Here is a 24,961-nt window from a genome sequence, read left to right on the forward strand (position 1 = left end):
TAATTTTATTAAAATTTTTTAATAACAAAATAAATACATTATATCAGAGATGGTTGGTTTTTGTAGAAAAGTATTTTCATTTTTATTCGTTGGTTTAGTGTTTTTTAATTTGGGCTTTTCACAATCTACCATCCACCCAGCATCCACAGAATATCAATATCCTAAAGAAAAGAAAGTTGCTGAAAACCTTGAAAACTGGAGAGATAAAAAGTTTGGCATAATCATACATTGGGGTTTGTATGCCGTTCCTGGTATCATAGAGTCTTGGAGTTTGTGTGATGAAGACTGGATTACCCGTGATTCTTCGAGCAATTATGCCGAATACAAAAAATGGTATTGGGGACTAAATAAGTCATTTAATCCAGTAAAATTTAATCCAGATTCTTGGGCTTCGGCTGCTAAATCTGCAGGGATGAAATACTTGGTTTTTACGACTAAACACCACGATGGCTTCAATATGTTTGATACGAAGTTTTCGGATTTTAAAATTTCGAACGGGCCTTTTAAAGAAAACCCCAAAGCCGATGTGGCAAAGTTTGTTTTCGATGCATTTAGAAAACAGAATTTCTTAATTGGAGCATATTATTCAAAACCTGACTGGCACTCACAGTATTTTTGGTGGGACAGACATGCTACACCAAACAGAAATGTGAACTATGACATCAGGAAAAATCCGTGGCGTTGGAACAAATTCATAGAATATACCTATAATCAACTCAACGAACTTACGAATGATTATGGCAAAATAGATATACTTTGGTTGGATGGTGGCTGGGTAAGGCCAAGAAATACCGTAACAGATGAGGTTAGGGCTTGGGGAGCTCCAATTCCAGATTTTGACCAAGAAATAAACATGACCAAAGTAGCCAATATGGTTAGAAAAAACCAAGATGGTATTTTGATAGTGGACAGAACCGTACATGGCGAATATGAAAACTACCGTACCCCGGAGCAGGCCATACCCAAAGAAAGGTCCGAAAATCCATGGGAGAGTTGTATAACATTGGGAGGAGCTTGGGGCTTTGTGCCAAATGACAATTTTAAACCAGCTTCTACTGTAATTCATACTTTGATTGAGATTGTCGCCAAAGGTGGAAACTTACTACTTGGGGTAGGACCAACCGCCGAAGGTGAGTTTTTGCCAGAACAAATTGGTAGGTTAAACGAAATCGGCATTTGGCTGGGTAAATTTGGAGAAGCGATTTACGGAACCCGAAGTTTAGAAAATTTTCAATCTGGAAATGTCTACTTCACAAAAAGTAAGGAGAATTTTGCGTATGCTATACAAAAAATTACCCCTGAAGATTATTTAAAGGAAACGATTACTTGGCAGGGTAATTCTCCAAAAAAAGGAACGATTATAACGATAGTTGGTGAAAAAGAAACTTTGAAATGGGAAACCAAGGGTGATAAAACCACCGTTTGGATTTCAAAAAAATGGATAGAAAAATACAAAAGTGAGCCCGCCTTGGCTTTAAAGTATGAATTCTAAAACAAATCGTAAATCCGATTTTTATGTAAGTTTTTAAAAAAACACTTATATTTATAAAAAAAACAAACCTTAAAGATGAAAAAAATATTTGTAGCAGGATTGATTTTGTTGAGTTTATCTGTTTCGGCCCAAAAGAATAAATGGGTCAACCTTTTCGACGGAAAAACTACCAATGGATGGCATACTTGGAAACAAACTGGTGTTAAAGGCTGGCATGTAATGGACGGTGTGTTAATGACACATGGCGGCAACGGTGATTTGGTTAGCGACAAAGAATATGGCGATTATGTTCTTGAGTTTGAGTTTAAATGTGCTCCAAAAGGAAATAGTGGTGTTATATATAAAGTGATCGAAGACGCCAACAACAAAGAGCTTTTTGCTCCTTATGCTTCTGGACCAGAATTTCAGATTATTGATGATGTAAATTATCCTGACAAAATAAAAGACGTACAAAAAACTGGTGCCAATTATGATATTCAGCCTCCGCTGGATTTGAAAGCAGTAAAGCCAGCCGGCGAATGGAATAAAGGGAAATTGGTTATCAAAAATAATAAAATTGAGCATTTTGTAAACGGTACTAAGACTGCCTCTTATGAATACGGAAGTGTAAAATGGGCAGATGATGTGGCAGGTAGCAAATTTGCAAAATGGCCTTATGCCCAAGCTCACGCCAAGGGAAAAATATCCCTTCAAGACCACGGAGATATGGTGTCGTTCAGAAAAATAAGGATTAAAGAATTATAAGAAGATGGCCGAAAGGCCATTTTTTTTGCATTTCTATTTTTATAAATAAAGCTTTTCCAAATACGAATTTTACAGAATCTGATTTAACCTATAATTTTTGTTGTAAATTCGTTGCAACCATTATGAGGATAAATCATGCATACACTCCTAGATCGATTGCTCGAAAAGAACATTATTTCGAGCGAGAAAGCGTCTCAAATAATCGCATATGAAAACCAAAAGCCTGTCTCCATTTTCTGGGAACTTCGGAGTTTATTGTATCTGGGCATTTCGTGCTTAGGTGGAGGTTTGGGAATATTAATATACCAAAACATCGATTCCATTGGTCATTCAGTACTGATTGGGTTCATTGCTATTTTTTGTTTAGTTTGTTTTTGGTATTCTTATAAACACCGAACGCCTTTTACCTGGGAAGAAGTCAAAAGTGCTTCTTTTTTATCTGAATATTCTTTGCTCGGAGCTTGCGTGCTTTTCTTGGTTTTGGAGGGTTATCTTCAATATCAATACAATTTCTTTGGTGAAAGGTATGGTTTGGCTACATTTATTCCAGCTGTTTTGTTTTTTGGCGTATCTTATTTTTTTGACCACCGTGGCATTTTATCCATGGCTATAACTGCAGCTGGTTCGTGGCTGGGCTTGAGTATAGCACCTATAAGTCTTTTCAAAACCTTCGATATTATTACCAATGACCTTGTTTATACAGGCATAGCTTTTGGAGTTTTATTGGTTTTGATAGGCTGGCTATCAGAATGGAAAGACAAGAAAAAACATTTTGCGTTTACCTATTATTTCTTTGGAGCCAATGTGGCTTTTATTTCTACCCTTACAGCTCTTTTTAGTTTTGATTGGAAGTTTATTCATCTACTTTTATTATTGGCTATGAGTGCTGTTGCCATATTTCATGCTCGCCAAACCAAGTCTTATTTATTGCTCCTGATGGGGATTATCTATGGTTACATTGGCTTCACTTATTATGTTTTTTCTAATTTCAATTTTGACCAATATCTGTTTTTCTCCTTTTTCTATTTCATGATTTCTTGTGGTGCTGTGGTTTATTTTTTATTCAACGTAAAATCGATTTTGGGAATTTCTAAATCAAAAAATGTATGAAAGCCTATAACGAAACTTGGGTAGAAAACCTGGCAAACAAATTATCGTTTATCGAATGGTTTAAAAAAGGTTTGATTAGCCAAGCCGAACTAGAAAAATGTAATGAAGAAGTAGCAGAAGATTTTTATGACCCCAATTGGTTCATTAAAATTGGTCTTTTTCTATTTACTGGGATTGCAATTTCCTTTTCGTCAGGTATATTTTTGGCATTGCTTGGTGTAGGGTCTGACAATATAACTATGGGTGTGTTTTTAGTGATATTTTCTGTGCTTGCCGTAATTGTTTTAGAACATTTCATCAAACGCAATAAACTCTATCGTTCGGGTATTGACAATGCATTATTGTATTCTGCTATTGGCTTTTTGTTTACGGGCATACTGTCTTTCTTTAATTTCGATCTTATCGATTATTTGTATCCACTTCTCTTTTTAGTGATGCTGATTCCGGCGTTAATTCGTTACGCAGATCCATTAGTTTCTTTTGGAGCTTTTGTGAGTTTTTTCTTCTTTATATTTCTGTTTTCAAATACCTTTTCTTGGGGAAAAACATTGCTGCCATTTATAATGATGACCCTTTCGGCCGCTGCTTATTTTATTTCAAAGTCTCAGAAGAAAATCATTTATTATGCAGATGCACAATTCGTTATTGAAACAATGGCCTTGGCAGTGTTTTATTTGAGCGGAAATTATTTTGTGGTGAGAGAAGCCAATGCCCTGTTAAACAATCAATCTCCGTCGGTAGAAATACCTTTCTCAGTTATTTTCTGGATATTTACTTTTCTTGTGCCATTCATTTATCTTTATTTAGGAGCAAGAAAAAAACAACGCAATGCCATCATAATGGGGCTTTTAGGTATTGGTTTTTCTGTTTTCACCTATCGGAGTTACTATTCGGTTATGCCAATTGAATGGGCTTTGACCGTTGGCGGAGCAATATTGATAGGCGTTTCGGTATTTTGTATAAAATATTTCAAAACACCTAAGTTTAACTTAAGCTCGGAAGCCGAAGAACTAGGAAAGTTACAAAAACTGGAGACGATTTTAGTAGCACAAGCTTTTCAAACCAAAACATCTGACGACACCTTTAAATTTGGCGGAGGAGATGCTGGTGGGGCAGGGGCAGATGGGAAATATTAATGAATTCGTAACAATTAGCGGTCGGCCGCTAGGTCAGACCTGAAAACACTGTAATTTCTATTGAAATGAATTGCAGTTTTAGCAAGTAAAACTTGCCTTTCACCACAACGATGGAAGAACCATCATAGAGCAAAATAATTCAATTCTGCAAAAAAAGAGCTCCTAAAAAGCTCTTTTCAAAAATTTCCTAAAAATGAACCCCTCATCACGCCTCACCCATTTGCCCACCAAAGTTCATCGGAAACGGAACGGGGTCATTGGATTGTCTGATTTCACCGAAATTGGCTTCGTATTTTCTGATATTGTCTTGCAGTGCCAGTAGCAATCTTTGTGCGTGTTCTGGCGTCAAAATCACCCTCGATTTTACTTTGGCTTTTGGCACGCCGGGCATCAGTCTGATAAAATCCACCACAAACTCTGAGTTTGAGTGGGCTATCATGGCCAAGTTGGCATAAACACCTTCGGCCATTTCTTCAGACAGTTCTATATTGATTTGATTTTCTTCTTCCTCCATTTTATTTATTCGTTATTGGTCAATCAAAGCTATGAAATGTTTATTTATAAACGAAAAATTATCTCAAAATCTTACGCAACAGTTAAGATAAGGTTAATTTTTTGCTTCATTTGATGCGTTTTTCTGCCTAAAAATGAGATTCTTAGCACATTTTTGGCTTTTATCAAACTATTACTCCGCTTTTGTTTTATCTTCTGCATTTTTTTCATAATTTTGCAGCCCGAAACTGAAATCAAAAATTTTCGATAGTAATCTGGATTAGAATATCCGTAAACAAATTACAAATAATGGCTCGCGATTTAAAATTTACAAGAAACATTGGTATTGCCGCCCACATTGACGCCGGTAAAACCACCACTACAGAGCGTATTCTTTACTACGCTGGTGTTAACCACAAGATCGGTGAAGTACACGACGGCGGTGCTACTATGGACTGGATGGAGCAAGAGCAAGAAAGAGGTATCACTATCACTTCTGCAGCTACAACAGTTGGTTGGAAATACAGAGACAACGACTACCATATCAATATTATAGATACTCCAGGTCACGTGGATTTTACCGTTGAGGTAAACCGCTCGCTTAGAGTATTGGATGGTTTGGTGTTTTTGTTTAGTGCAGTGGACGGTGTAGAGCCACAATCTGAGACAAACTGGCGTTTGGCCAACAATTATAACGTGGCTCGTTTGGGCTTCGTAAACAAAATGGACCGTTCGGGTGCTGACTTCTTAAACGTGTGTAAGCAAGTGAAAGAAATGTTGGGCTCTAATGCAGTTCCACTTCAGTTGCCTATCGGCGGTGAAGAAAATTTCAAAGGTGTGGTTGACTTGATCAACAACCGTGGAATGGTGTGGAACGAACACGATAAAGGTATGACGTTCCAAGAGGTGCCGATTCCTGAAGATATGTTGGAAGAAGTAGCTGAGTGGAGAGAGAATCTATTGGAGGCAGTAGCTGACTATGATGAGACTTTGATGGAGAAATTCTTCGAAGATCCAAACTCTATCACCGAAGACGAAATATTGGCCGCTTTGCGTGCTGCTGTGATTGACATGAAGATTGTACCAATGTTGTGCGGTTCGTCATTCAAAAATAAAGGTGTACAAACTATGCTTGACTTGGTAATGGCCTTGTTGCCATCGCCATTAGATAGAGACGGTATCAAAGGCACTAATCCTGATACGGGTGCTGAAATCATCCGTCAACCTGATGCTAAAGAGCCATTTGCAGGTTTAGCGTTTAAAATCGCCACTGACCCATTTGTTGGTCGTTTGTGTTTTGTTAGATCTTATTCAGGTACATTGCCTTCAGGCTCATATATATTGAACAACCGTTCGGGTAACAAAGAGCGTATTTCTCGTATATTCCAAATGCACGCCAACAAGCAAAATCAAATCGACGCTCTTGAGGCGGGTGATATTGCAGCCGTTGTAGGATTTAAGGATATCAAAACAGGAGATACGCTTTCTGACGAAAAACACCCAATCGTTCTTGAATCAATGGTATTCCCTGATCCCGTTATCGGTTATGCTATTGAGCCTAAGAAAACGGCTGATCAAGATAACTTCTCTAAAGCGATCACTAAGCTTATTGAAGAAGATCCAACTTTGACCGTTGAAACCAACGAAGAAACTGGTCAAACTATCATGAGAGGTATGGGTGAACTTCACTTAGAGATCATCATTGACCGTATGCGTCGTGAGTTTAAGGTAGAAGTAAACCAAGGTGCTCCACAAGTAGCATTCAAAGAGACATTTACTAAGACTGTTGAACACCGTGAAGTTTACAAAAAACAATCTGGTGGTAAAGGTAAATTTGCAGATATCGTATTCGAATTCGGTCCAAGAGACGACGACGAAGAAGGAAAAGAGAAGAAAATTGGTTTACAGTTTGTAAACGGTATCGTGGGTGGTGTTATTCCTCGTGAATTTATCCCTGCAATCGAGAAAGGCTTTAAAGAGGCTATGAAAACTGGTCCTTTGGCTGGTTTCCCAGTTGACTCTTTCAAAGTTAGATTGTTCCACGGTTCATTCCACGACGTCGATTCAGACTCATTGTCATTTGAATTGGCTGCTCGTATGGGCTTCCGTGAGGCTGGTAAGCAAGCAGGTGCTAAATTGCTTGAGCCAATCATGGCTCTGGAGGTTTTGACGCCTGATGAGTACACTGGACCAATCACTGGAGACTTGAACCGTCGTAGAGGTATGATGAAAGGTATGGACACCAAAGCTGGATCTCAAGTGATCAAGGCTGATGTTCCTTTGTCGGAGATGTTTGGATATGTAACTGACCTAAGAACTATGTCTTCAGGTCGTGCTACAGCTAACCTTACTTTCTCTCACTACGATTTCGTTCCTAACAACATCGCCGAAGGTGTTATTAAGAAAGAAAAAGGAAACTAAGAGATTTCGTTTAGATTGTTATAAAAAGAGCAGCTCTCAGCAATGGGAGCTGTTTTTTTGTGCGATAAAATTCGTAGATTTGACTTTAACCTTTGATAAAATGAATATTTATAAAACGCTTTCCTTTCTATTTGTTTTCTTTCAATTTTCTGTTGCTCAAAACACCATTAGTAAAAGTATTTCCCCGCTTTTCCTAAGTGCAGAAAAAATACAAGGCAAACCAGAATATTTATCTAGTCCATATGCTGCAGCTGGCGATAGGCTCTATATGGTCGGTCATCAAGACGGTACGTTTCCAGACTTGGGCTGGCATGTGCAAGGTGAAATGGGCGGAGTATGGTGTCATCCAATCAAGCTCATGGATGGTTTTGAGGTGGAAATGCTGGTAAATAACCAAAAGTATGTTTTGAACAAAGCCGATGTTTTTGAAAATTATGCATTTGGCAATAAGCTTACTTACAATAGTTTATCTCCTGATTTTGTAATAGAAAGATATCAATTTGTACCAGATGGAAAGAAGGCAGTTTACATGGAGTTCTTGATAAAAAATAAGACCAATAAAGCTTTAAATGTTTCGATAGATTTAAAAGCCATTTCCAATCTTATGCCCGTTTGGTTGGGTGAAAGAACCCATATGATTGATGGTAAAGACGAGGCTGTTTTTAAAGAAAACAAATGGTTGGTAAAAGACAAATTGAATCCCTGGTATGTGGTATATGGCTCAAAATTGAAAGGAATTGTTGTTTCAGAAAAAGAAAATCATTCGCATAAACTCCATACTTCTATCACTCGAACACAATATAATCTGACAATTTCTTCAAAAGCTAACGGTAATTTCCCACTGATTATTTCGGGTTCAGAAAAGAGCAAAATGGAGGCTTTGAATACTTATAATGAATTAGCTCAAAATGCATCTTTGGTTTTGCAAAAGAAGCAAACTAGGCTTTTAAATGTAAATGAAAAATCAAAGATAACGCTCAGCGATAAAGACTTGGAAAAAGGATTTCGCTGGATTAAGTATAATACCGATTGGTTGATTAGAGATGTGGAAGGACAAGGCAGAGGCTTGTGTGCAGGTTTGCCGGATTACCCATGGTGGTTTGGTGTGGACAATGAATATACGCTGAAAGGTTTGATTGCAACAGGTCGTAAAGATCTGGTATATAGTACAATAGATTTGATTCATGGCATTTCAGAGAAAACAAATGGCAACGGCAAAATTGTTCACGAGGTATCCACAAACGGTGCAGTTTTTAATAATGGGAATGTAAACGAAACACCACAATTTGCCTCATTGATTTGGGAGGTATTTTGTTGGACTGGGGATAAAGCTTTCTTGAATAAATACTTTCCAACCATAGAAAAAGGATTAGACTGGCTGTTGAAGGAAAACGATAAGGACGGAAATCTTCTACCTGACGGCTTTGGAATGATGGAAATTCATGGCATGGATTCTGAGATGATAGATGTGGCGGTTTATTCTCAGAGAGCCTTTGCTGATGCTACAAAAATGGCTTTAGTTTTAGGAAAAACAAATTTGGCCAATCAATACCAATCCAAAGCTGACAAAATCAAAGAAAAAATTAACAAGGATTTTTGGGTAGAGGAATTTAACTCTTATGCCGATTTTATAGGTACAAAAAAGCAAGCGTTGCACCTCTTGGATGATGCCATAATTAGGGCGGATACTTTAAAAAAACCATGGGCAGTTAATGAACTCAAGAATTCTAAAAAACAAATTGAGGCATTTTCAGAAAATGAAAAAAGAGGTTTTGTGATGCACCACAATTGGGTAGTGAACACACCCATGGAAATGGGAGTTGCAGACAATGAAAAGGCTATAAAAGCTCTTGAAACAGCCAAGAAGTTTACAAATCCTTACGGGATGTTTGTCACTGGCATCGACCGTGATGAAACGGCGGGAACGGAAGAAGGCTCGTTTATGACTAATCGGAAAGTATTTACTTACACCGGTGCGGTAATGACCTTACCAACAGGCGTACAAGCCGTGGCCGAAAATAACTATGGTAGACCAGACGAAGCCTATTCACTTCTCAAAAGAATGATGAAATCCTTCAGTTTTGCCCTTCCTGGCTCGATTTATGAAGTTTCACCTGACTTTGGAATGTTTTCACAAGCTTGGAACATGTATGCTTTTGGGGAACCCATTATCAAACAGTTTTTTGGAATAAAACCTTTGGCACATCTTAAAACTATTCATATTTCGCCATTGCTTCCAAGCAAGTTGGTTGATGGAAAAATACAAGATGTGGAAATAGGAGAGAATCAAATCTCGTTAAGTTTTATTCAAAAAACAGATTCCCAAAGTTTCGATATTAATCAAAAATATAGCAACTGGAAACTGGTTTTCTCTCAACCTAAAGGCCAATTTAGTGTATGGATGTTGAACGGGAAAGTTGTAAAGCCAAAGGCAATTGGTGATACAGAAGTTGTTGAGCTTAAGGGGTTAAAGAATTCTTTGGTCTTGATAAAATAATTTCTTTACCTTTCAAATTGCGATTAATTAACTAGCTGATTGAATAAAAATACTAAGAACCAAATGGCTACTAAAATGGGTGATTTACCTGTAAGAGTAAGAGCGTTCTCTTTGGAACTAGATTATAAGAAAAATTAAAGTACTTTGTACTCTGAATTAATATTCAGCGGCTTTTTTTGTTTTAGGTCAAAATTTATCAAATGAATTATAACAAGAAATTATTTAAGGCAATCTCTAATACGCAGAATGGCGATACTTCCTCGGAAACTATTTTTGAATATATACAGAATGGAAATGTGCTAAGTTCTAATTATTCAGGAGGCAAAATTTTGGTGGGTCATTTGATTGGAATTGTCAACGAGCAAGGACTTATTAATATGCGTTACCACCACATCAATTCAGAGGGTGAATTGATGACTGGTATTTGTTTTTCAAATCCTGAAATTTTGCCCAATGGAAAAGTAAGATTACATGAAAAATGGCGTTGGACCTCTGGCGATTGTTCCGAAGGAGAATCCATTTTAGAAGAAATATAATATCTTATATTTTTGATTTATATGGCTCTTCTTATTGCTTCATGTAGATCTTTTGGATTAAATGGTTTTGTTAGATAATTGTTCATTCCGCAGCTATAAACCTCAGACTGAGTGTCGTTAGAAACTGAAGCTGTTAAGGCTATGATATGCGTATTTATTCCCATTTCTCGTATTTTTTTAGTAGCAGAAAGTCCGTCCATTATCGGCATCTGTAAATCCATCAAAATGACATCATAATTGTTGTTTTTAACTTTTTCAACTGCCACAAGTCCATTTTCTGCTAAATCAATGTCAATTTTCCAGTTTTCCATCATTTTTTTCGCCACCAAAACATTAAATTTTATGTCTTCAACAAGCAATACTTTTATTCCTTCGAGCAGTACATTCTCATTTGATTCAATGCTTTTTTCAGGGATTGGTAGACTATTGTCTTTCACAAAAGGCAATGTAAAGTAAAAGTTTGAGCCTTTGCCAAAAACACTTTCGACATGGATATCAGCGTCCATTAACACCAATAATTTTTTGATAATGGCAAGGCCTAATCCCGACCCTCCATGTTCTCTTGTAATATTGGAATTTGCTTGAGTAAAACGTTCAAATATTTTTTCTATATTTTCTTTTTCAATCCCAATCCCATTATCCACTACTGAGAACTTGACATAGGTTGGATCTTGGCTTTCTCCTACCACCGAAATATTTATATTAATATCTCCGTTGCTGGTGAATTTTATGGCGTTAGAAACCAAGTTGTTCATCAGCTGACCTAAGCGAAGCGAATCTCCCAAGACCAAATCTGGGACGTTTTCGTCAATGTTTAGATTGATGGTGTTTTGATGTTCATCTGCCTTAAATCTGTTTGTAGATCTGACATCGCTGAGCAAGTTTTTCAAAGAGAAAGACTTGTTGTCAAATTTGATTTTTCCGTCTTCTATTTTGCTAAAATCTAGAATGTCATTTATTAAATTTATCAGGTTCATGGCAGCAATATGGAGTGTGCTGATAAATTCTTCTTGGTGTGGTAAATGTACCTCTTGTTTTAAGATATGGATGTTTCCGATTATGGCATTCAAAGGAGTACGAATCTCATGGCTCATCACCGATAGAAAGTCTGACTTTGCTTTGGCGGCTTTTTCAGCATTTTCTTTCGCAAAAACCAAGGTTTGTTCCAGTTCATTTTTTATGTTGATTTGGTCGTTTAATAAATCAATAATTTCGGCCAAATCGTCGGAATCCTTTAGTTTTGATGCATTGTTTTCATCTAGAATTGTTAGGGTTTGCTTAACTTTTTTTATAGACTCTTTTTTTAGAGTATTCTCTTTTTTTAAGTTTTGAAGTACATCCTGGTATTCTTTTTCACTGATTTCGAAAGCGTGTTCGGTGATTTTTTTGTCTCTTTCGTAAGATTCATAAGACCCACTCACTACTTTTATAAGCGAAGTAAACGCTGGGTTGCTTATCGCATCTTCTCCTAAATGTTTGGCTATTTGCTTTGCCAATAAAGGGTGTAAATCCATAGTATCAAATTTCTTTAAGCGTGGTAATGGTCATCGTTTGGTTTTGTAATTCGCACTTTTGAGATTTAACTAACGGAGAGATTTCACCGTAAGAGTAAAACCCTGAGACACACGTTTCTGCCCCAAAAATGTCTTTTGCTATTTCTATTTCTTCTTCTACTCGGTCGTTTAATATGAGTTTTCTTCCCACACAGCTTATTAAAATAGCGAGGTCTGGTTTGTCGAAATCAAACGAAACAGCTTGCTGTGCTGCCGATCCTGAGGCGTTAATTATTTTGTCGAAATTCGCTTTCATGAGTCTTACTTTGCTACCCTCTGGCAAATTACCTGCAAATGTCATGGATTGGTTTGACTCGTCAATTGATAGGATTGTTCGGACATTTTTGGTGTCTTGTGCGTCATTTGAAATCGAAATAGGAAACAGCAAAGCTGATCCTGGGAGTTCATCTGCATAAGAACCAAGATATTGTTTGTAGAGTTCTAAAGCATTTTTATTGTCAAGCTCAAAAAGCACGTTTTTTTCTGATTTTGTTACAATTCGTTCTGGCCCAAATTCGTCCCAACCACCTAAAGAGCCATGGCCAACTTTTATGTGTTCTCCATAAAAACCTATCAGCACGACATTTCCTGATTCAAGATTGGCATCCACGCCTACAAGTGTCGATTGAAACCTCGATCCGTCACCTGCCAAGCCGCCAGTAATGAGTATTTCATCGTTATTTTCTGAATTTATTCCTTCAAGAAGTTCTGTGCCGTTTATAAGCCCACCATCTGATAGTACAAAAATATATTTTAGGTCATTTTTTGGCATGTTCTTGAATAAGTCGAGTCCTAAATCGTAGCTATTTGCAAAGTCTTTTATATTGGCCAACTTGCTTACGAAAGGCGTTTTTTCCAAGTATATAGCAGTAGTAGAAAGTTGCTCGTCGTAGAAAGCATAATTGGCGATTTCACCAGCAGTTGTGGCAGAAATTAATTGTGCGTTTGGATAGTCAACTTTTATTTTACCCAGAGCTTCAAAAGTGATATTGTTTTTTCCTCCCAACACCAAGACAATTTGACAGAGCTCTTGGTTGAATCCTTCGTGAGAATAGACTGTTTGCCAGCCGGTGTCAGTGGTTATTTTTTGTTCAATTTTCATGTATCATTTAAAAATTTTCGGTTGTAAATAGCTTTGATATTTTATCGGTTGAATTTTCATTGTTTTGCCATATATTCAAGGAGCTTATGTTTATTGATTTAAATAAATCACCTTTGATATTTAACAGTTAAAACATGAAAAAAACATGAAAATACAATGTCGAATTTCTTTAGAAAAGACAATAACCCTGCCAATTCGGATTATGAATTACGCCAAATGACCATAAAATAGGCCTTTATTTTGTAATAATTATCAAGAGGTATCAAAACAATGGTTTTAATATAAAATCTATGAATTTTTATAATTTCAGAATAAGGATTTTTGAAAATAATTTTTCCAAAAATTGGTAAAAACCAGTGGATAATTTCCAATTTTTAGTTTTGGATATTCCACAACAAAGCCTTCCAACTTGCTCGGGCTAAGTCGTTTTTTCTTTGAGTAAAATACTTTAAAATATCACGGAATACTGTTGCAGACAAGTAGGCCAAAGAAATGATTTTTTCATTGCCTTTTCTCCATTTTCTGGCGAGTAAAATTCTGTTGCGTGTTTTGTAAAAAACTTGAATGAAGCTTTGTTTTCCTATAGAAATAGATTCTTTATGTAAGACCACTGAATCAGGAACAAACATGATTTTGAAACCTTCTTTTTTGATTCGTTCACACCAATCTATCTCCTCATAGTAAAGAAAGTATTCCTCTGGCATTTTTCCTGCCTTTGATATTGCCTCTGATCTAACAAGCATGGCTGCACCATGTGCCAATGCTGTCTCTACAGTTTGGCTGTATTTTTCAGAATCTTTTTGTCCATAACCAACCGCAAAACTCTGGATTTTTATAGGATGCAATGGACTAGATCCCGCAAATTGAATGGTATCTGGGTGAGCATAAAATATCAATTTAGAAGAACAAATGCCTACATGATTATCTTTTTCCATCACTTCAACCAATGGCTCCAAGAAGTCTGGTTTAACTTCTGTATCATTATTGAGAAACATCATGTATTTTCCTTTTGCTTGCTCTATAGCTAGATTATTTCCTCCAGCAAAACCGAGATTTACCTTACTCAAAATGACGTTAACCTCTGGAAATTGCTCCTTGATTTTTATGTTCGGACTTTCCTTTGAAGCATTATCAACGACAAATACTTCTATGTTTTTATAAGTTATCTCTCTTAAAGATTTTAGTAGACTTATGGTAACTTCCGTTTGATTAAAGTTTACTGTGATAATTGATACAAGTGGCTTCATTTATGCGAATTTTTGATTAATAAACAAACATTTTGTAAAGTTTCAGTTACATTGTTAATGAGCTCGTCTACGACTCTTTTTTCTGTCTTGTTTTTTTCTATACTTTCTAGTTTTCTGATCACCTGCTTAAGATTTGTGATCTGTAGCATATCAATAGAGGCTTTTAATTTATGAGCTATTAAGCCTATTTCTTTCCAGTTTTCAAGTAAAAAGTACTGATGCATTTGTTTCATCACTTCTTCTGCTTGGTTTACAAACAGCTGCTCCATCTGCCTTATTTGTACTTGATTTCCCTTCATCATTTGGGTAAGCAGGCTATTGTTATAGGTTTGTACTGTTATAATCTGCTTGCTTTTTGGACTGGAAATGGAGTAGCTTTGGTAAACAAGCATGTACTCAATTAGTTTCTTTTTGAGGTATTCGGCTTCAAATGGTTTGGTGATATAGTCATTCATTCCAGCAGATTTGAAATTGTCGGCTTCTTCTTCCACTGAAAGTGCTGTAAGGGCAATTATTGGAATGTATTTGTTTTCTTGTCTGATGATTTTAGTGGCTTGAAATCCATCCATTTCAGGCATTTGAATATCCATCAAAATACAGTCATAGTGTTTTCTGCCGAACATATCTACTCCCTCTTTTCCATTGTTGGCAATATCTACTTTAATACCCCAGCCTTCCAAAAGTTTTTGTGCAAAAAATTGATTCATAGTATTATCTTCTACCAACAGGATTTTCTTGCCGATAAGAACATTATCGGAAACTGTGGATTTTTCAGGTAAACTGGTAGGTTCCTGATTGATAGGAAAACCCAATATAAACGAAACTTTTGTACCCACATTTTCTTGACTGGTCAGCTTCAGTTCTCCTCCCATTAATGATACCAATTTTTGAGAAATACTTAAACCTAGGCCAGTGCCTCCATATTTACGACCCAAACTGGAATCTTCTTGTGTGAAACTTTCAAAGATGATTTTTTGCATTTTGTCTGGAATGCCCTTCCCTGTGTCCTCTACTATGAACTCCAGCACTAGAGCATTATTCATTTTTGAAACCAACCTAATTTCAAGTTCAATTTTCCCTGAAATTGTAAATTTTATGGCGTTACTAATCAAATTTAACAAAACTTGACTAAGTCGGATACCATCGCCTATGAGATGGGAGTCTACCTTTGGATCGAGTTTTAGGAATAATCCTAACCCCTTTTGCTCTGCTTTAAATTCATTGCTATTAATTATATTTTGTAGAATCTTTTTAAGATTAAAAGGAATAGCTTGAATATTCAACAATCCGGATTCGATTTTGGAAAAATCTAAAATTGAGTTGATGATCAATGATAAGTTTTCGCTAGAAATTTGGATTGTGTTTAGATAATCAGATTGCTGGGGCGACAGTTGCGTTTTCTGAAGAAGGTTGGACATGCCAATGATTCCATTCAGAGGAGTTCTTATTTCATGACTGACAACAGAGAGAAATTCCTGTTTAATTCTTCCCGACTCTTCTGCTTTTTCCTTAGCTTCGTTTAGTTCTACTTCTTTATTTTTTCGGTCAGTAATGTCAGATTCTACCGCTATAAAATTGATGAGTAGCCCATTATCATCGTAAATAGGCTGAATAGAAATTTCTATCCAATATTTCTTTCCCGTTTTTGAATAGTTGAGGAGTTCTGCTCTAAAACTCTTTTCTTCTTTTATTTGATTTCGTATATACGCTATGGTTTCTTGATTGGTTTCGGGACCTTGCAACAAAGAACCCGGTGTCTTACCAATGGCTTCTTCAATAGTGTATCCTGAAATACGCATAAATCCATCATTTGCCCATTCAATAAGTCCTTTTGCATCTGTAATTATAATGGCGTTGTCGGTTTTTTCGGCAACCAAAGCCAATTTTTTGATTTCCTTTTGGTACTTATTTTTTTGTTCAGTTTCTGTGATTACTTTATTATGGAGCAGGCACGATTGCAGGGCTATACTTAGTTTTCCAAGGACCTTTTCTGTTTTTTTGGTTTCCCTTAAATTAAATGATTTTTGAGATGGATTTTTTTCATAAAAAAAGAACTTTATAAAGCCTAAATTTGGAATTTCTAGAAACCAATAACTTCCTGACTTTATGTTTTTTTCTTTTTTAAAGTATTGAAAATATGTATCTTCAGTATTTACCTGAATAGCCTTTTGTTGCTTCAAAGTATCGGCAAAATCATCTGGAAGAGTTTCTGTTTGGTCAATAACCAAAAAATGTGGATGAGCAAATATTAATGAAAACTGGTTGGGGTTTTCTAAATCAAGATGTTTGTTTTTTATCCAAATTGACCCAAAGTCTATGTTTTTTTGTCGCATCCAGACTTTCAGAAAGTCTTCGCTTGTTTTTTTTAGATCTAATGTGCCACCTATTGAAAGTGACAACTCATACAAGAGGGAGAGTTCTCGAACTATTTCAAGTTTGGTCTCCATCAGGAATTGAGGCTACACGCCACGATAGTTTTATTGTAGAATTCAACAAATCCCATGCCGTTAGAGGCTATTTCACCCAATGTAGCCACTCCCCTGATTTTTGAACTCTCTGGCCCCAAAACAGTTTTCATGGCTGCGAGTTCATCTTTAAATCGTTCGTTGAGATACATCACGCGTGTGATACAATCAAAAACCAATAGACAAGAATGGGTTTCTGTGTTTATGGTCATTTCTGCTACTTCTTTTGCTGCATTTATTAACGTATTGGGATTGCCTGTAAGAATTTGTAACATAGAGTTTTCAGGAATCTCAGAGATGCAAGTAATGGAGCCATCTTCATTTAAAATGAAAGGATCGCGAACAACAATTTCGGTACCTTCTTTGTAAATTCCAAAGGGGAAAACCTTGGCTATATCGAAAAAATTGCCTTCATTAAATTTATAATTCGAATTACCTTCTATGACTTCTTTATAGACTTCAAATGCAGGTCGCCAATTGAGTTCTTTAATAATGTTTTTTTCGGTAGATGTTGCAATAAATGGCCCTTCAAAAACTTCCCATCCATGTTTAACACCAATTTGGCTATGAGATTTCAAAAGAGCCATCACTCCCCCGTCTTGAAAAATGCCCTCATTGGTAAAAATACATGGCTTTTGTTTAAGTGTTATGAAACCTGCACCACCCCCTACGATGTTCATTTCATTACCGAAAAAGTTGTATATTTTTCGAAGAAAAGAATCTGTCTCTCCCATCAACCCATCTGTTAACAGAATGGCCGTGCCGACGGTGTCAAGGTCCACATTTGTATCGTAGAAATTATCATCTTTGGCTAACAGCCTAATGACTTGTTCTACTGGCGGGATTTGTAGAATCAGAAAACCAGTATCGTAATTTTGTAAGTCGGAGAAAATTGTAGGGAAAATGCCCCCAAAGAGTTTTAAATTGTGGCTATTAAAGGCATCAATCACCAATTGGGCTTCGTCAGCAGATTTCTCTGCAACAAAAACCAGGTGATAATCCGTTGGTTTTGCTGCATTCGCAATACTTGAGAAAGAAATATCTGAAAAACTGCTGAAATACATTTATCCAAAGTTTTAGTACTTATTATATATTACAGAAAATGTGCCGTTTTGTTACTTGGTTGAAAACTAGTTATTTATAAGTATTTAACATTCCAAAATTTGGAAGAAAGTTTATTTTTTGGATTTACAATTCTCCACTTTTTAACATATTGTAGATAGTAGATTTGCCAATATCCAGCTTGTCAGCTACGAGCAAGACATCATTATCGTATTTGTCTAAAAAGTGCCTAAGGATTCGTTTATTATACTCTTTTAAGGTAAGTTCTTCTAACAAGAATGAACCTTCCGGTTTTAAAGAATTAAAACTGATGTCTTCCACACTTATATTGTTGTCTGTCGCCATTACGCAAGCCAATTCTACTATGGCTTTTAGCTCTCTTATATTTCCTGGGAAACCGTATTGTAGCAGTTTCTGTGAAGCTTCGTTTGTGAGTGAAATTTCTGGTAGTTTATTCTTTTTGCAGTAATCCTCTGCGAAAAATTTAGCCAAAATCATGATATCATTTCCTCTTTCGCGTAGAGGAGGAAGCTGGATATTGAGGCCTAAAAGCCTGTAGTAAAGGTCTTCTCTAAAAGTCCCTTTTTGAACCTCATCGCCAAGGTTTCTGTGGGTAGCTACTATTATCCTTGCATCAAATTTAACTGTAGAATTACCACCAACTCTCACTATTTCTTGTTCTTGTAAGGCTCTCAAAATTTTCGCTTGGATGGTTATATCCATTTCTCCAATTTCATCTAGAAACAGAGTACCTCCATTGGCTTCCTCAAACTTCCCTATTCGTCTATTCATAGCTCCAGTGAAGGCCCCTTTTTCATGGCCAAATAGTTCACTTTCAACCAGTTCTCTTGGAATTGCTGACATGTTTACAGCTACAAATGGTTTCTTACTTCTTCCAGAATTGAAGTGAATAGACTTAGCTACCAATTCTTTACCGGTACCCGTTTCTCCATAAATGGATACATTTATCTGGCTTTGGGCTGCCTTTTCCATTAATGCAAATACACGCTTTAAAGGAGGACTATTGCCTCTAATACTATTGGAAAACTCATATTTTTCGCGAACCTCTTCTCTTAATAATGTTATCTCTTCTTTGAGTTCTTTGGTTTCTCTTATTTTTAAAAGACAATTCCAGAGCCTGTCTTTGGTGTTTTCGTCTTTTACTATGTAGTCATATGCCCCTAGCTTGAGCAATTGAACAGCCGTGGTGATGTTTTCTTGGCCCGAAATAATTATTACAGGAATCTCAGGATGGTCTTTTTGGATTTTCTTGAGAATGGTCTCACCATCAATATCTGGAAGAGAGTAGTCCAGTGTTATAACTGAAGGTCTTCTGTATAAATTATCTACAAAACTTTTTCCATTTTCAAATCTGCTCACTTCATAGTCAGGGTTCAAGTTAAGGTGATACTCCAACATTGAGCCATAAAAGGCGTCGTCTTCAACTATAAATATCGAAAATTGCTTGCTCATGGTCTAATAATAAATTATATCCAAATGTAAGAATTTTTCCAAAATAAAAAAGGTTTTTCCAGAATTAGGAAAAAACCAAGAACTTTTAATTTCACAACATGCTCATTATTAATAAGTTAAATTTTTTGGAGTGATAATGGCAAAAGGACAATTAACGAAACAATAATTATAATGAAAAAAAAGATTCTAATAGTAGATGACAACCAGATGGTTCTTGGCTTGCTCAATCACAAGCTTAAGGATGATTATGATCTTCGATTAGCACCGACATTAAAAATTGCCAGATTACTTATCAAAAACGACGATGTGCCAGATTTAGTCATTGTGGACTTGAATCTTGGAGAAGAGCATGGCCTGACATTGATTAAGTATCTGAAAAAGAATCCTAAGTATTCGGATATTGCAATTTTAGTGTTGTCTGGCGACGAAAAAAGCGAGACAAGAATTGAGTGCCTCAGTGCAGGTGCTGACGATTATGTTGGAAAGCCGTTTCATCCTGAAGAATTGAAATTAAGGATTGACAAGCTTTTAAATTCTAAAGAAGACGCCAAAGCTTTGGAGGAAATTGAAAATCTTGAGGATTTTACTTTTCCTGAACCGAAAATGTCGTTTCGAAAAAGAGCTTTTGATGTGGTGCTTTCGTTGACCGCCATTTTAATACTCCTACCCGTTTTTATAACGGTAGGGGTATTAATAAAATTAGACTCTAAAGGGCCGTTTCTATATCTTTCAAAACGTGTAGGTGCTGGTTATAAGATTTTTAACTTGTATAAGTTTCGTACAATGAAAGTTAACGCTGATAAGGAAATCAGTAAAATGGACGATTTCAACATGTACAAAAAAGATGAACTTGAAGTGTCTGAAAATGACAAACAAGAACTCATTTATGATGGCGGCTGGATGAGCGAGCAGGCTCTTCAAACAAAAAAAGAAAGCAAAGCTGCCTTTATGAAATTTCAGAACGATCCACGTATTACACGCTTAGGGACTTTTTTAAGAAACTCGAGCTTAGACGAATTACCCCAACTTTTCAATATTCTGAAAGGAGACATGTCGATTGTGGGCAATAGACCACTTCCACCTTACGAAGCCGAAAAACTTACAAAAGACGAATCAGCAGCAAGATTTTTGGCTCCAGCAGGTCTAACAGGTCTTTGGCAGGTAACCAAAAGAGGCCAAGCCGCTTTGTCTGAAAAAGAACGAATGGACTTAGACAACACCTACGCACAAGAGCACAATTGGCTTTATGATATCAAACTAATTTTAAAAACCTTCCCGGCAGTTTTTCAGTCGGAAAAAATGTAATATCATGTCGATAATAATATTAACGTATCTCAGCATTGGAGTTGTCTATGTACTTTTTTTTAGTTTGATGGCTTTGTTTTCAAGCAAAAAAATCAAAATACAAAAGTCCCCCAAAAGTCGTTTTTTGTTTTTAATTCCTGCTTATAAAGAAGACGGAGTAATAATAGAAACCGTAAAAAGTCTAGAAAATCAACCTGATATTTCAAAGGAGGACAAAATCATCGTGATAGGTGATCACCTTCAAAAGGCCACTTTAAAGATTCTGGAGAGTTCGAAGGCTCAAATTATAGCTCTAAATCTGGAAAAAAGCACGAAAGCCAAAGCAATAAACATAGCTCTTTCCACCATCCACGCAGATTTTGATGCTGTTGTGCTTTTGGACGCGGATAATCATTTGGTTCCAGGCTTTATTAATAAAGCAAAAGCCGCTTTTGCGGGAGGAAATAAGGTGATTCAAGCCCATAGAATTGCAAAAAATTTAGACACGCGTTTTGCATTTTTGGACGCCATAAGCGAAGAAATTAACAACTCAGTCTTTAGAAAAGGTCATGCCAATATAGGATTATCTTCTGCCTTGATTGGCTCAGGCCTGATCATGGATTTTCAAGAATTCAGGAATTTTATGTCAGAAATTGATGTAGTCAGTGGCTTTGATAAACAGCTGGAACTAGACTTGCTACACAAAGGACAGAAAATTACGTATTTGCAAGAAGCCTATGTTTTAGATGAAAAAGTGCGAGAAAGTGCCGTATTCGAAAACCAACGAACACGGTGGATTTCTGCACAGTTTAATTTTGCCAAAAAACATTTCTTTAGTGCATTTATTGCTCTTTTTAGAGGCAATATTGACTATTTCGACAAAGTTTTGCAATTTCTGCTTCCCCCTAGATTGATTCTTTTGGGTAGTGTTTTCATATCATTAATTGTTCATATTTTTTTAGGTTCGTTTATTCTGTGGAATGTTGGATTGGTCGTAGGTTACGTAGTTGGGTTGTGGTTGGCCATTCCTTCATATCTCAGAAAAACCATCAAACTCAGAGATTTTTCATATGTGCCAGTTAGTCTCTGGTACATGGTAAAAGCTATTTTGAAATTCAAAAAAGCCAATAAGGTATTTATTCATACGCCACATTTAAACACTTATTCGAAATGAAAATAGGAATAGAAGCCCAAAGGATTTTCAGAAAGAAAAAACATGGGATGGATATCTATGCTTTGGAGCTTATTAAAGCACTTCAAAAATTAGATCATACCAACGAGTATGTGGTTTTTGTAAAACCTGACTCAGACGTGTGTTTGCATTCTTCAGAAAACATGAAGGTGGTTAAAGTTAAAGGAGCTACTTATGTTGATTGGGAGCAAATATGGTTGCCAAAAGCTATAAAGGCGGCTGGTGTCGACGTGATGCATTACACGTCTAATACTGCTCCGCTTAATAGTCCTGTACCTTATGTAGTCACTTTGCACGACATTATTTATATGCATTCTTTTTCAGGAGGCACTATTTATCAGACGGCGGGGCATTTTTATAGAAAATTTATTGTACCCAAAATAACCAAAAAAGCTAGTTATGTTTTTACGGTCTCTGATTTTGAAAAGATTCAAATCAGTAAAACTTTGGATATCAGTGATAGTAAATTGAAGGTGATTCCTAATGCATACAGTTCTACTTTTAGAGAAATAGCCAACACAGACACACTGAACCTCATAAAAGAGAAATACAGTTTGCCCGACGATTTCATTTTGTTTTTAGGAAATGAAGCTCCTAAAAAGAATTTGGTGAATGTTCTGAAATCTTATTCAAAATATGTGGATGAAAATCCCGACCCAACCCAGTTGGTCATTCTGGAAAGCAGTCATGAGCAAATTTTAAATCATCTTGCAAAAATCAAACGATTGGATATTTTAGATAAAATATCGCTTCCGGGCTATATAATGCACTGTGATTTGCCCAAAATTTACAATTTGGCCACTCTTTTCTTATATCCTTCTTTGAGAGAAAGCTTTGGAATACCCATTATAGAAGCCATGGCTTGTGGTACGCCGGTGATTACTTCTACTACAACTGCCATGCCCGAGGTGGCAGGAAATGCCGCTTATTTGGTGGATCCTCAAAATGTTGACGAACTTACAAAAGCCATCAACGAGCTTACCAATAATATCGATCTAAATACCGCCATCAAAGAAAAAGGACTGAAGCGTGCCGAAGATTTTTCTTGGAAAAACACCGCATTTCAAACACAGAATATCTATTTAACTAAATAATGAAAACTTTAGAAATTTCTTTTTGGATAATGCTTGGCATAACTTTTTATGCCTATGTGGGGTACGGAATCTTACTTTATGTACTTGTTAAAATTAAGAATTGGTTTGTTAAGAAGCCAAACTTTAGTAATCAGGTGTTGCCTGAGGTTACTTTGTTAGTAGCGGCCTACAACGAATCTGATTATGTAGTGGATAAAGTCAAAAATACGATTGCACAAAGTTACCCTTCAGACAAATTAAAAATAGTTTTTGTGACAGATGGTACGACCGACGATTCTATAGAAAAGCTAAAATCTTTTGAGCAAGTTAAGGTTTACCATAGCGATGAGCGTAAGGGAAAAATGGCTGCTATCAACCGAGTAATGCCATTAATTAAGAGTCCTATTACCGTTTTTACTGATGCCAATGCCATGCTCAATACAGATGCAATTAAAAGTATGGTTGAGCATTTTGTAAATCCCAAAGTCGGAGTGGTGGCGGGTGAGAAACAAATAATTAAAGTTTCTGAAAACAATGCAGAAGTGGGAGAAGGTCTGTATTGGAAATATGAGAGTTTCTTGAAAAAACTTGACTCTGAGCTATATTCTACCGTTGGAGCGGCAGGTGAATTGTACGCCATTAGAACTTCGCTTTTTCAAACGCTTGAAACAGATACTTTGCTAGACGACTTTGTTTTGTCTTTAAGAATATGTTCTAAAGGCTATGTAACAGCTTACGAGCCAAGTGCAAAGGCTATGGAGACAGCCTCCTTAAATATAGCAGAAGAACTTAAAAGGAAAGTTAGAATTAGTGCCGGGGGTATTCAGTCAGTCCTTAGATTGCAAACATTACTCAACCCATTTAAACATGGATGGCTTACTTTTCAGTATTTGTCGCATCGGGTATTAAGATGGACTTTGGTACCAGTTTTCTTGGTTTTGATGCCTATCGTTAATCTTTTCTTAATGGATAATCCATTTTATCAATTGAGTTTATTTTTCCAAGTTGCTTTTTATAGTTTGGCTATTTTAGGCTATGTTTTTGAGAAAAAAGGGAAGAAATTTAAAGCTCTGTATGTTCCATATTATTTTTCGTTTATGAACTACGCAGCCATTCTGGGTTTCAAAAGATTCTATTCAAATCAGCAAGCAGTTACTTGGGAAAAAGCCGCTAGAGCTTAAACTCTCACTCTGAAAGTCATCCTATGAAAGGGCGTGTAGCCGTATTCTAGGATGGCTTTTCTATGAAATATGGTTGGATAACCTGCATTTTCATGCCATTTATATCTGGGATATTGCTGTGCCAGATCTTCCATGAGTTCGTCGCGGTAGGTTTTTGCCAAAATAGAAGCTGCTGCTATGGAAAGGTATTTACCATCGCCTTTTATCACACAAGTGTGCGGAATCATCGGATACGGAGCAAATCTATTACCATCCACCAAAAGGTGTTCAGGATGTATTTTTACAGAAATTTGATCTACTGCCCTATGCATGGCCAAAAAACTGGCATTTAAAATATTGATTTGGTCTATTTCGATGTTTGAGGCTTCTGCAACCGCCCAAACCAAAGCACTTTTTTCTATTTCAGCCCTGAGTTCTAGTCGCTGGTCTTTAGTAAGTTGTTTCGAATCATTCAGCCAAGGATGTTCATAGTCTTTGGGCAAAATAACAGCAGCAGCAACTACAGGACCTGCCAAGCAGCCTCGGCCTGCCTCATCTAAGCCAGCTTCAACATAGTTTTTATTGAAATAGGGGAGGAGCATTTATCGATCGTTTTCACATTATTGGTTTGAAAAGTGTAAAAATATTATCAAAAAACCAATCAATTATCTGATTAGTGGATAATATTTCAATTTATTTAAATTCTCCAATTCCTGATTATCTGCTTAATTGAACCCCTTCTGCGATTATTTCTTTGAGCTAAAGTGTCAGATTCAAATTAGTTTTCTTAGAAAGAATTGTAAGTAGCAAATCAATTTTAAAACCGAATTTTTAATAAGTTTTCTTTACTTTTTAGACGTTTAAATCCGAATTAAACCGCCTATATAAATTAGCCCAATCTAGTGAATTGACGCTGAAGAAT

The 24,961-nt window shown here is 36.4% G+C and carries 20 protein-coding genes and 1 pseudogene; 12 read left to right on the forward strand and 9 right to left on the reverse strand.

All coding sequences use genetic code 11. The features are described from left to right. Positions 1-49 precede the first annotated feature (49 nt). The 4 genes from EGI24_RS05635 (at position 50) to EGI24_RS05650 (ending at position 4,482) form a co-directional block, all read left to right on the forward strand. Positions 50-1,492 (forward strand): alpha-L-fucosidase, encoded by a 1,443-nt coding sequence (locus tag EGI24_RS05635; RefSeq protein WP_255047381.1) that lies wholly within the window; start codon positions 50-52, stop codon positions 1,490-1,492. 75 nt (positions 1,493-1,567) lie between these two features. Further along, positions 1,568-2,236, forward strand: coding sequence for a DUF1080 domain-containing protein (locus EGI24_RS05640; protein WP_255047382.1), 669 nt, complete (start codon positions 1,568-1,570; stop codon positions 2,234-2,236). Between the two features lie 135 nt (positions 2,237-2,371). Continuing rightward, positions 2,372-3,346: a DUF2157 domain-containing protein gene (locus EGI24_RS05645; protein ID WP_255047383.1), complete on the forward strand. Its 975-nt coding sequence runs from the start codon at positions 2,372-2,374 to the stop codon at positions 3,344-3,346. Then, positions 3,343-4,482 carry a hypothetical protein gene (locus tag EGI24_RS05650; protein WP_255047384.1) on the forward strand — a complete coding sequence of 380 codons (1,140 nt, stop codon included), beginning with the start codon at positions 3,343-3,345 and terminating at the stop codon, positions 4,480-4,482. Before EGI24_RS05645 ends, EGI24_RS05650 begins: the two co-directional genes overlap by 4 nt. A gap of 205 nt (positions 4,483-4,687) precedes the next feature. Here the strand turns inward: EGI24_RS05650 and EGI24_RS05655 are convergent, their stop codons facing one another. Continuing rightward, the gene (locus EGI24_RS05655; protein WP_255037397.1) at positions 4,688-4,996 is read right to left on the reverse strand and encodes a DUF3467 domain-containing protein; all 309 of its coding nucleotides are present in this window, start codon (positions 4,994-4,996) and stop codon (positions 4,688-4,690) included. Between the two features lie 287 nt (positions 4,997-5,283). Here EGI24_RS05655 and fusA point away from each other — a divergent pair, with 287 nt between their 5' ends. The 3 genes from fusA to EGI24_RS05670 all read left to right on the forward strand — a co-directional run bounded on the left by fusA (position 5,284) and on the right by EGI24_RS05670 (position 10,428). Then, positions 5,284-7,395: an elongation factor G gene (fusA, locus tag EGI24_RS05660; protein ID WP_255047385.1), complete on the forward strand. Its 2,112-nt coding sequence runs from the start codon at positions 5,284-5,286 to the stop codon at positions 7,393-7,395. A 100-nt stretch (positions 7,396-7,495) separates the two neighbouring features. After that, a complete protein-coding gene (locus tag EGI24_RS05665) occupies positions 7,496-9,892 on the forward strand; it encodes a glycogen debranching protein (protein ID WP_255047386.1) in 2,397 nt (798 codons plus the stop codon). 200 nt (positions 9,893-10,092) lie between these two features. Beyond that, positions 10,093-10,428, forward strand: coding sequence for a n-acetylglutamate synthase (locus EGI24_RS05670; protein WP_255047387.1), 336 nt, complete (start codon positions 10,093-10,095; stop codon positions 10,426-10,428). A gap of 17 nt (positions 10,429-10,445) precedes the next feature. Here the strand turns inward: EGI24_RS05670 and EGI24_RS21950 are convergent, their stop codons facing one another. After that, entirely contained in the window at positions 10,446-11,309 is an 864-nt protein-coding gene (locus EGI24_RS21950) for an ATP-binding protein (protein WP_409035470.1), read from the reverse strand. Here EGI24_RS21950 and EGI24_RS21955 point away from each other — a divergent pair. After that, entirely contained in the window at positions 11,262-11,375 is a 114-nt protein-coding gene (locus EGI24_RS21955) for a hypothetical protein (RefSeq protein ID WP_409035471.1), read from the forward strand. The genes EGI24_RS21950 and EGI24_RS21955 overlap by 48 nt on opposite strands. 33 nt (positions 11,376-11,408) lie before the next feature. On the opposite strand, the pseudogene EGI24_RS21960 reads toward EGI24_RS21955, so the two are convergent. The 6 genes and pseudogenes from EGI24_RS21960 to EGI24_RS05700 all read right to left on the reverse strand — a co-directional run. Beyond that, positions 11,409-11,942 (reverse strand): annotated as a pseudogene (locus EGI24_RS21960) (sensor histidine kinase); the annotation flags it as partial. A 4-nt stretch (positions 11,943-11,946) separates the two neighbouring features. Then, complete coding sequence (locus tag EGI24_RS05680) at positions 11,947-13,083, reverse strand: FIST signal transduction protein (protein ID WP_255047389.1); 1,137 nt, start codon at positions 13,081-13,083, stop codon at positions 11,947-11,949. A 374-nt stretch (positions 13,084-13,457) separates the two neighbouring features. Next, positions 13,458-14,330 (reverse strand): glycosyltransferase family 2 protein, encoded by an 873-nt coding sequence (locus EGI24_RS05685; RefSeq protein ID WP_255047390.1) that lies wholly within the window; start codon positions 14,328-14,330, stop codon positions 13,458-13,460. After that, entirely contained in the window at positions 14,327-16,777 is a 2,451-nt protein-coding gene (locus EGI24_RS05690; RefSeq protein ID WP_255047391.1) for a response regulator, read from the reverse strand. The genes EGI24_RS05685 and EGI24_RS05690 overlap by 4 nt, the downstream gene beginning before the upstream one ends. Continuing rightward, on the reverse strand, positions 16,777-17,859 hold the full coding sequence (locus EGI24_RS05695) for an FIST signal transduction protein (RefSeq protein WP_255047392.1): 1,083 nt from the start codon (positions 17,857-17,859) through the stop codon (positions 16,777-16,779). The genes EGI24_RS05690 and EGI24_RS05695 overlap by 1 nt, the downstream gene beginning before the upstream one ends. 124 nt (positions 17,860-17,983) lie before the next feature. Continuing rightward, on the reverse strand, positions 17,984-19,330 hold the full coding sequence (locus EGI24_RS05700; protein ID WP_255047393.1) for a sigma-54 dependent transcriptional regulator: 1,347 nt from the start codon (positions 19,328-19,330) through the stop codon (positions 17,984-17,986). Between the two features lie 171 nt (positions 19,331-19,501). Between EGI24_RS05700 and EGI24_RS21875 the strand changes: the two genes are divergently transcribed. Genes EGI24_RS21875 through EGI24_RS05725 form a run of 4 tightly spaced genes read left to right on the forward strand, consistent with a single transcriptional unit; the run spans position 19,502 to position 24,060 of the window. Beyond that, positions 19,502-20,635, forward strand: coding sequence for a sugar transferase (locus EGI24_RS21875; RefSeq protein WP_310586073.1), 1,134 nt, complete (start codon positions 19,502-19,504; stop codon positions 20,633-20,635). 4 nt (positions 20,636-20,639) lie between these two features. Continuing rightward, complete coding sequence (locus EGI24_RS05715) at positions 20,640-21,788, forward strand: glycosyltransferase family 2 protein (protein WP_255047394.1); 1,149 nt, start codon at positions 20,640-20,642, stop codon at positions 21,786-21,788. Then, on the forward strand, positions 21,785-22,900 hold the full coding sequence (locus EGI24_RS05720) for a glycosyltransferase family 1 protein (protein WP_255047395.1): 1,116 nt from the start codon (positions 21,785-21,787) through the stop codon (positions 22,898-22,900). Before EGI24_RS05715 ends, EGI24_RS05720 begins: the two co-directional genes overlap by 4 nt. Beyond that, positions 22,900-24,060 carry a glycosyltransferase family 2 protein gene (locus EGI24_RS05725; protein ID WP_255047396.1) on the forward strand — a complete coding sequence of 387 codons (1,161 nt, stop codon included), beginning with the start codon at positions 22,900-22,902 and terminating at the stop codon, positions 24,058-24,060. Before EGI24_RS05720 ends, EGI24_RS05725 begins: the two co-directional genes overlap by 1 nt. On the opposite strand, the gene EGI24_RS05730 is transcribed toward EGI24_RS05725, so the two are convergent. Beyond that, a complete protein-coding gene (locus EGI24_RS05730; RefSeq protein WP_255047397.1) occupies positions 24,057-24,641 on the reverse strand; it encodes a ribonuclease HII in 585 nt (194 codons plus the stop codon). The two genes, EGI24_RS05725 and EGI24_RS05730, sit on opposite strands and share 4 nt — an antisense overlap. Positions 24,642-24,961: the final 320 nt, after the last annotated feature.

The sequence above is a fragment of the Lacihabitans sp. CS3-21 genome, from assembly GCF_024343675.1.
Lineage (GTDB): Bacteria > Bacteroidota > Bacteroidia > Cytophagales > Spirosomataceae > Leadbetterella.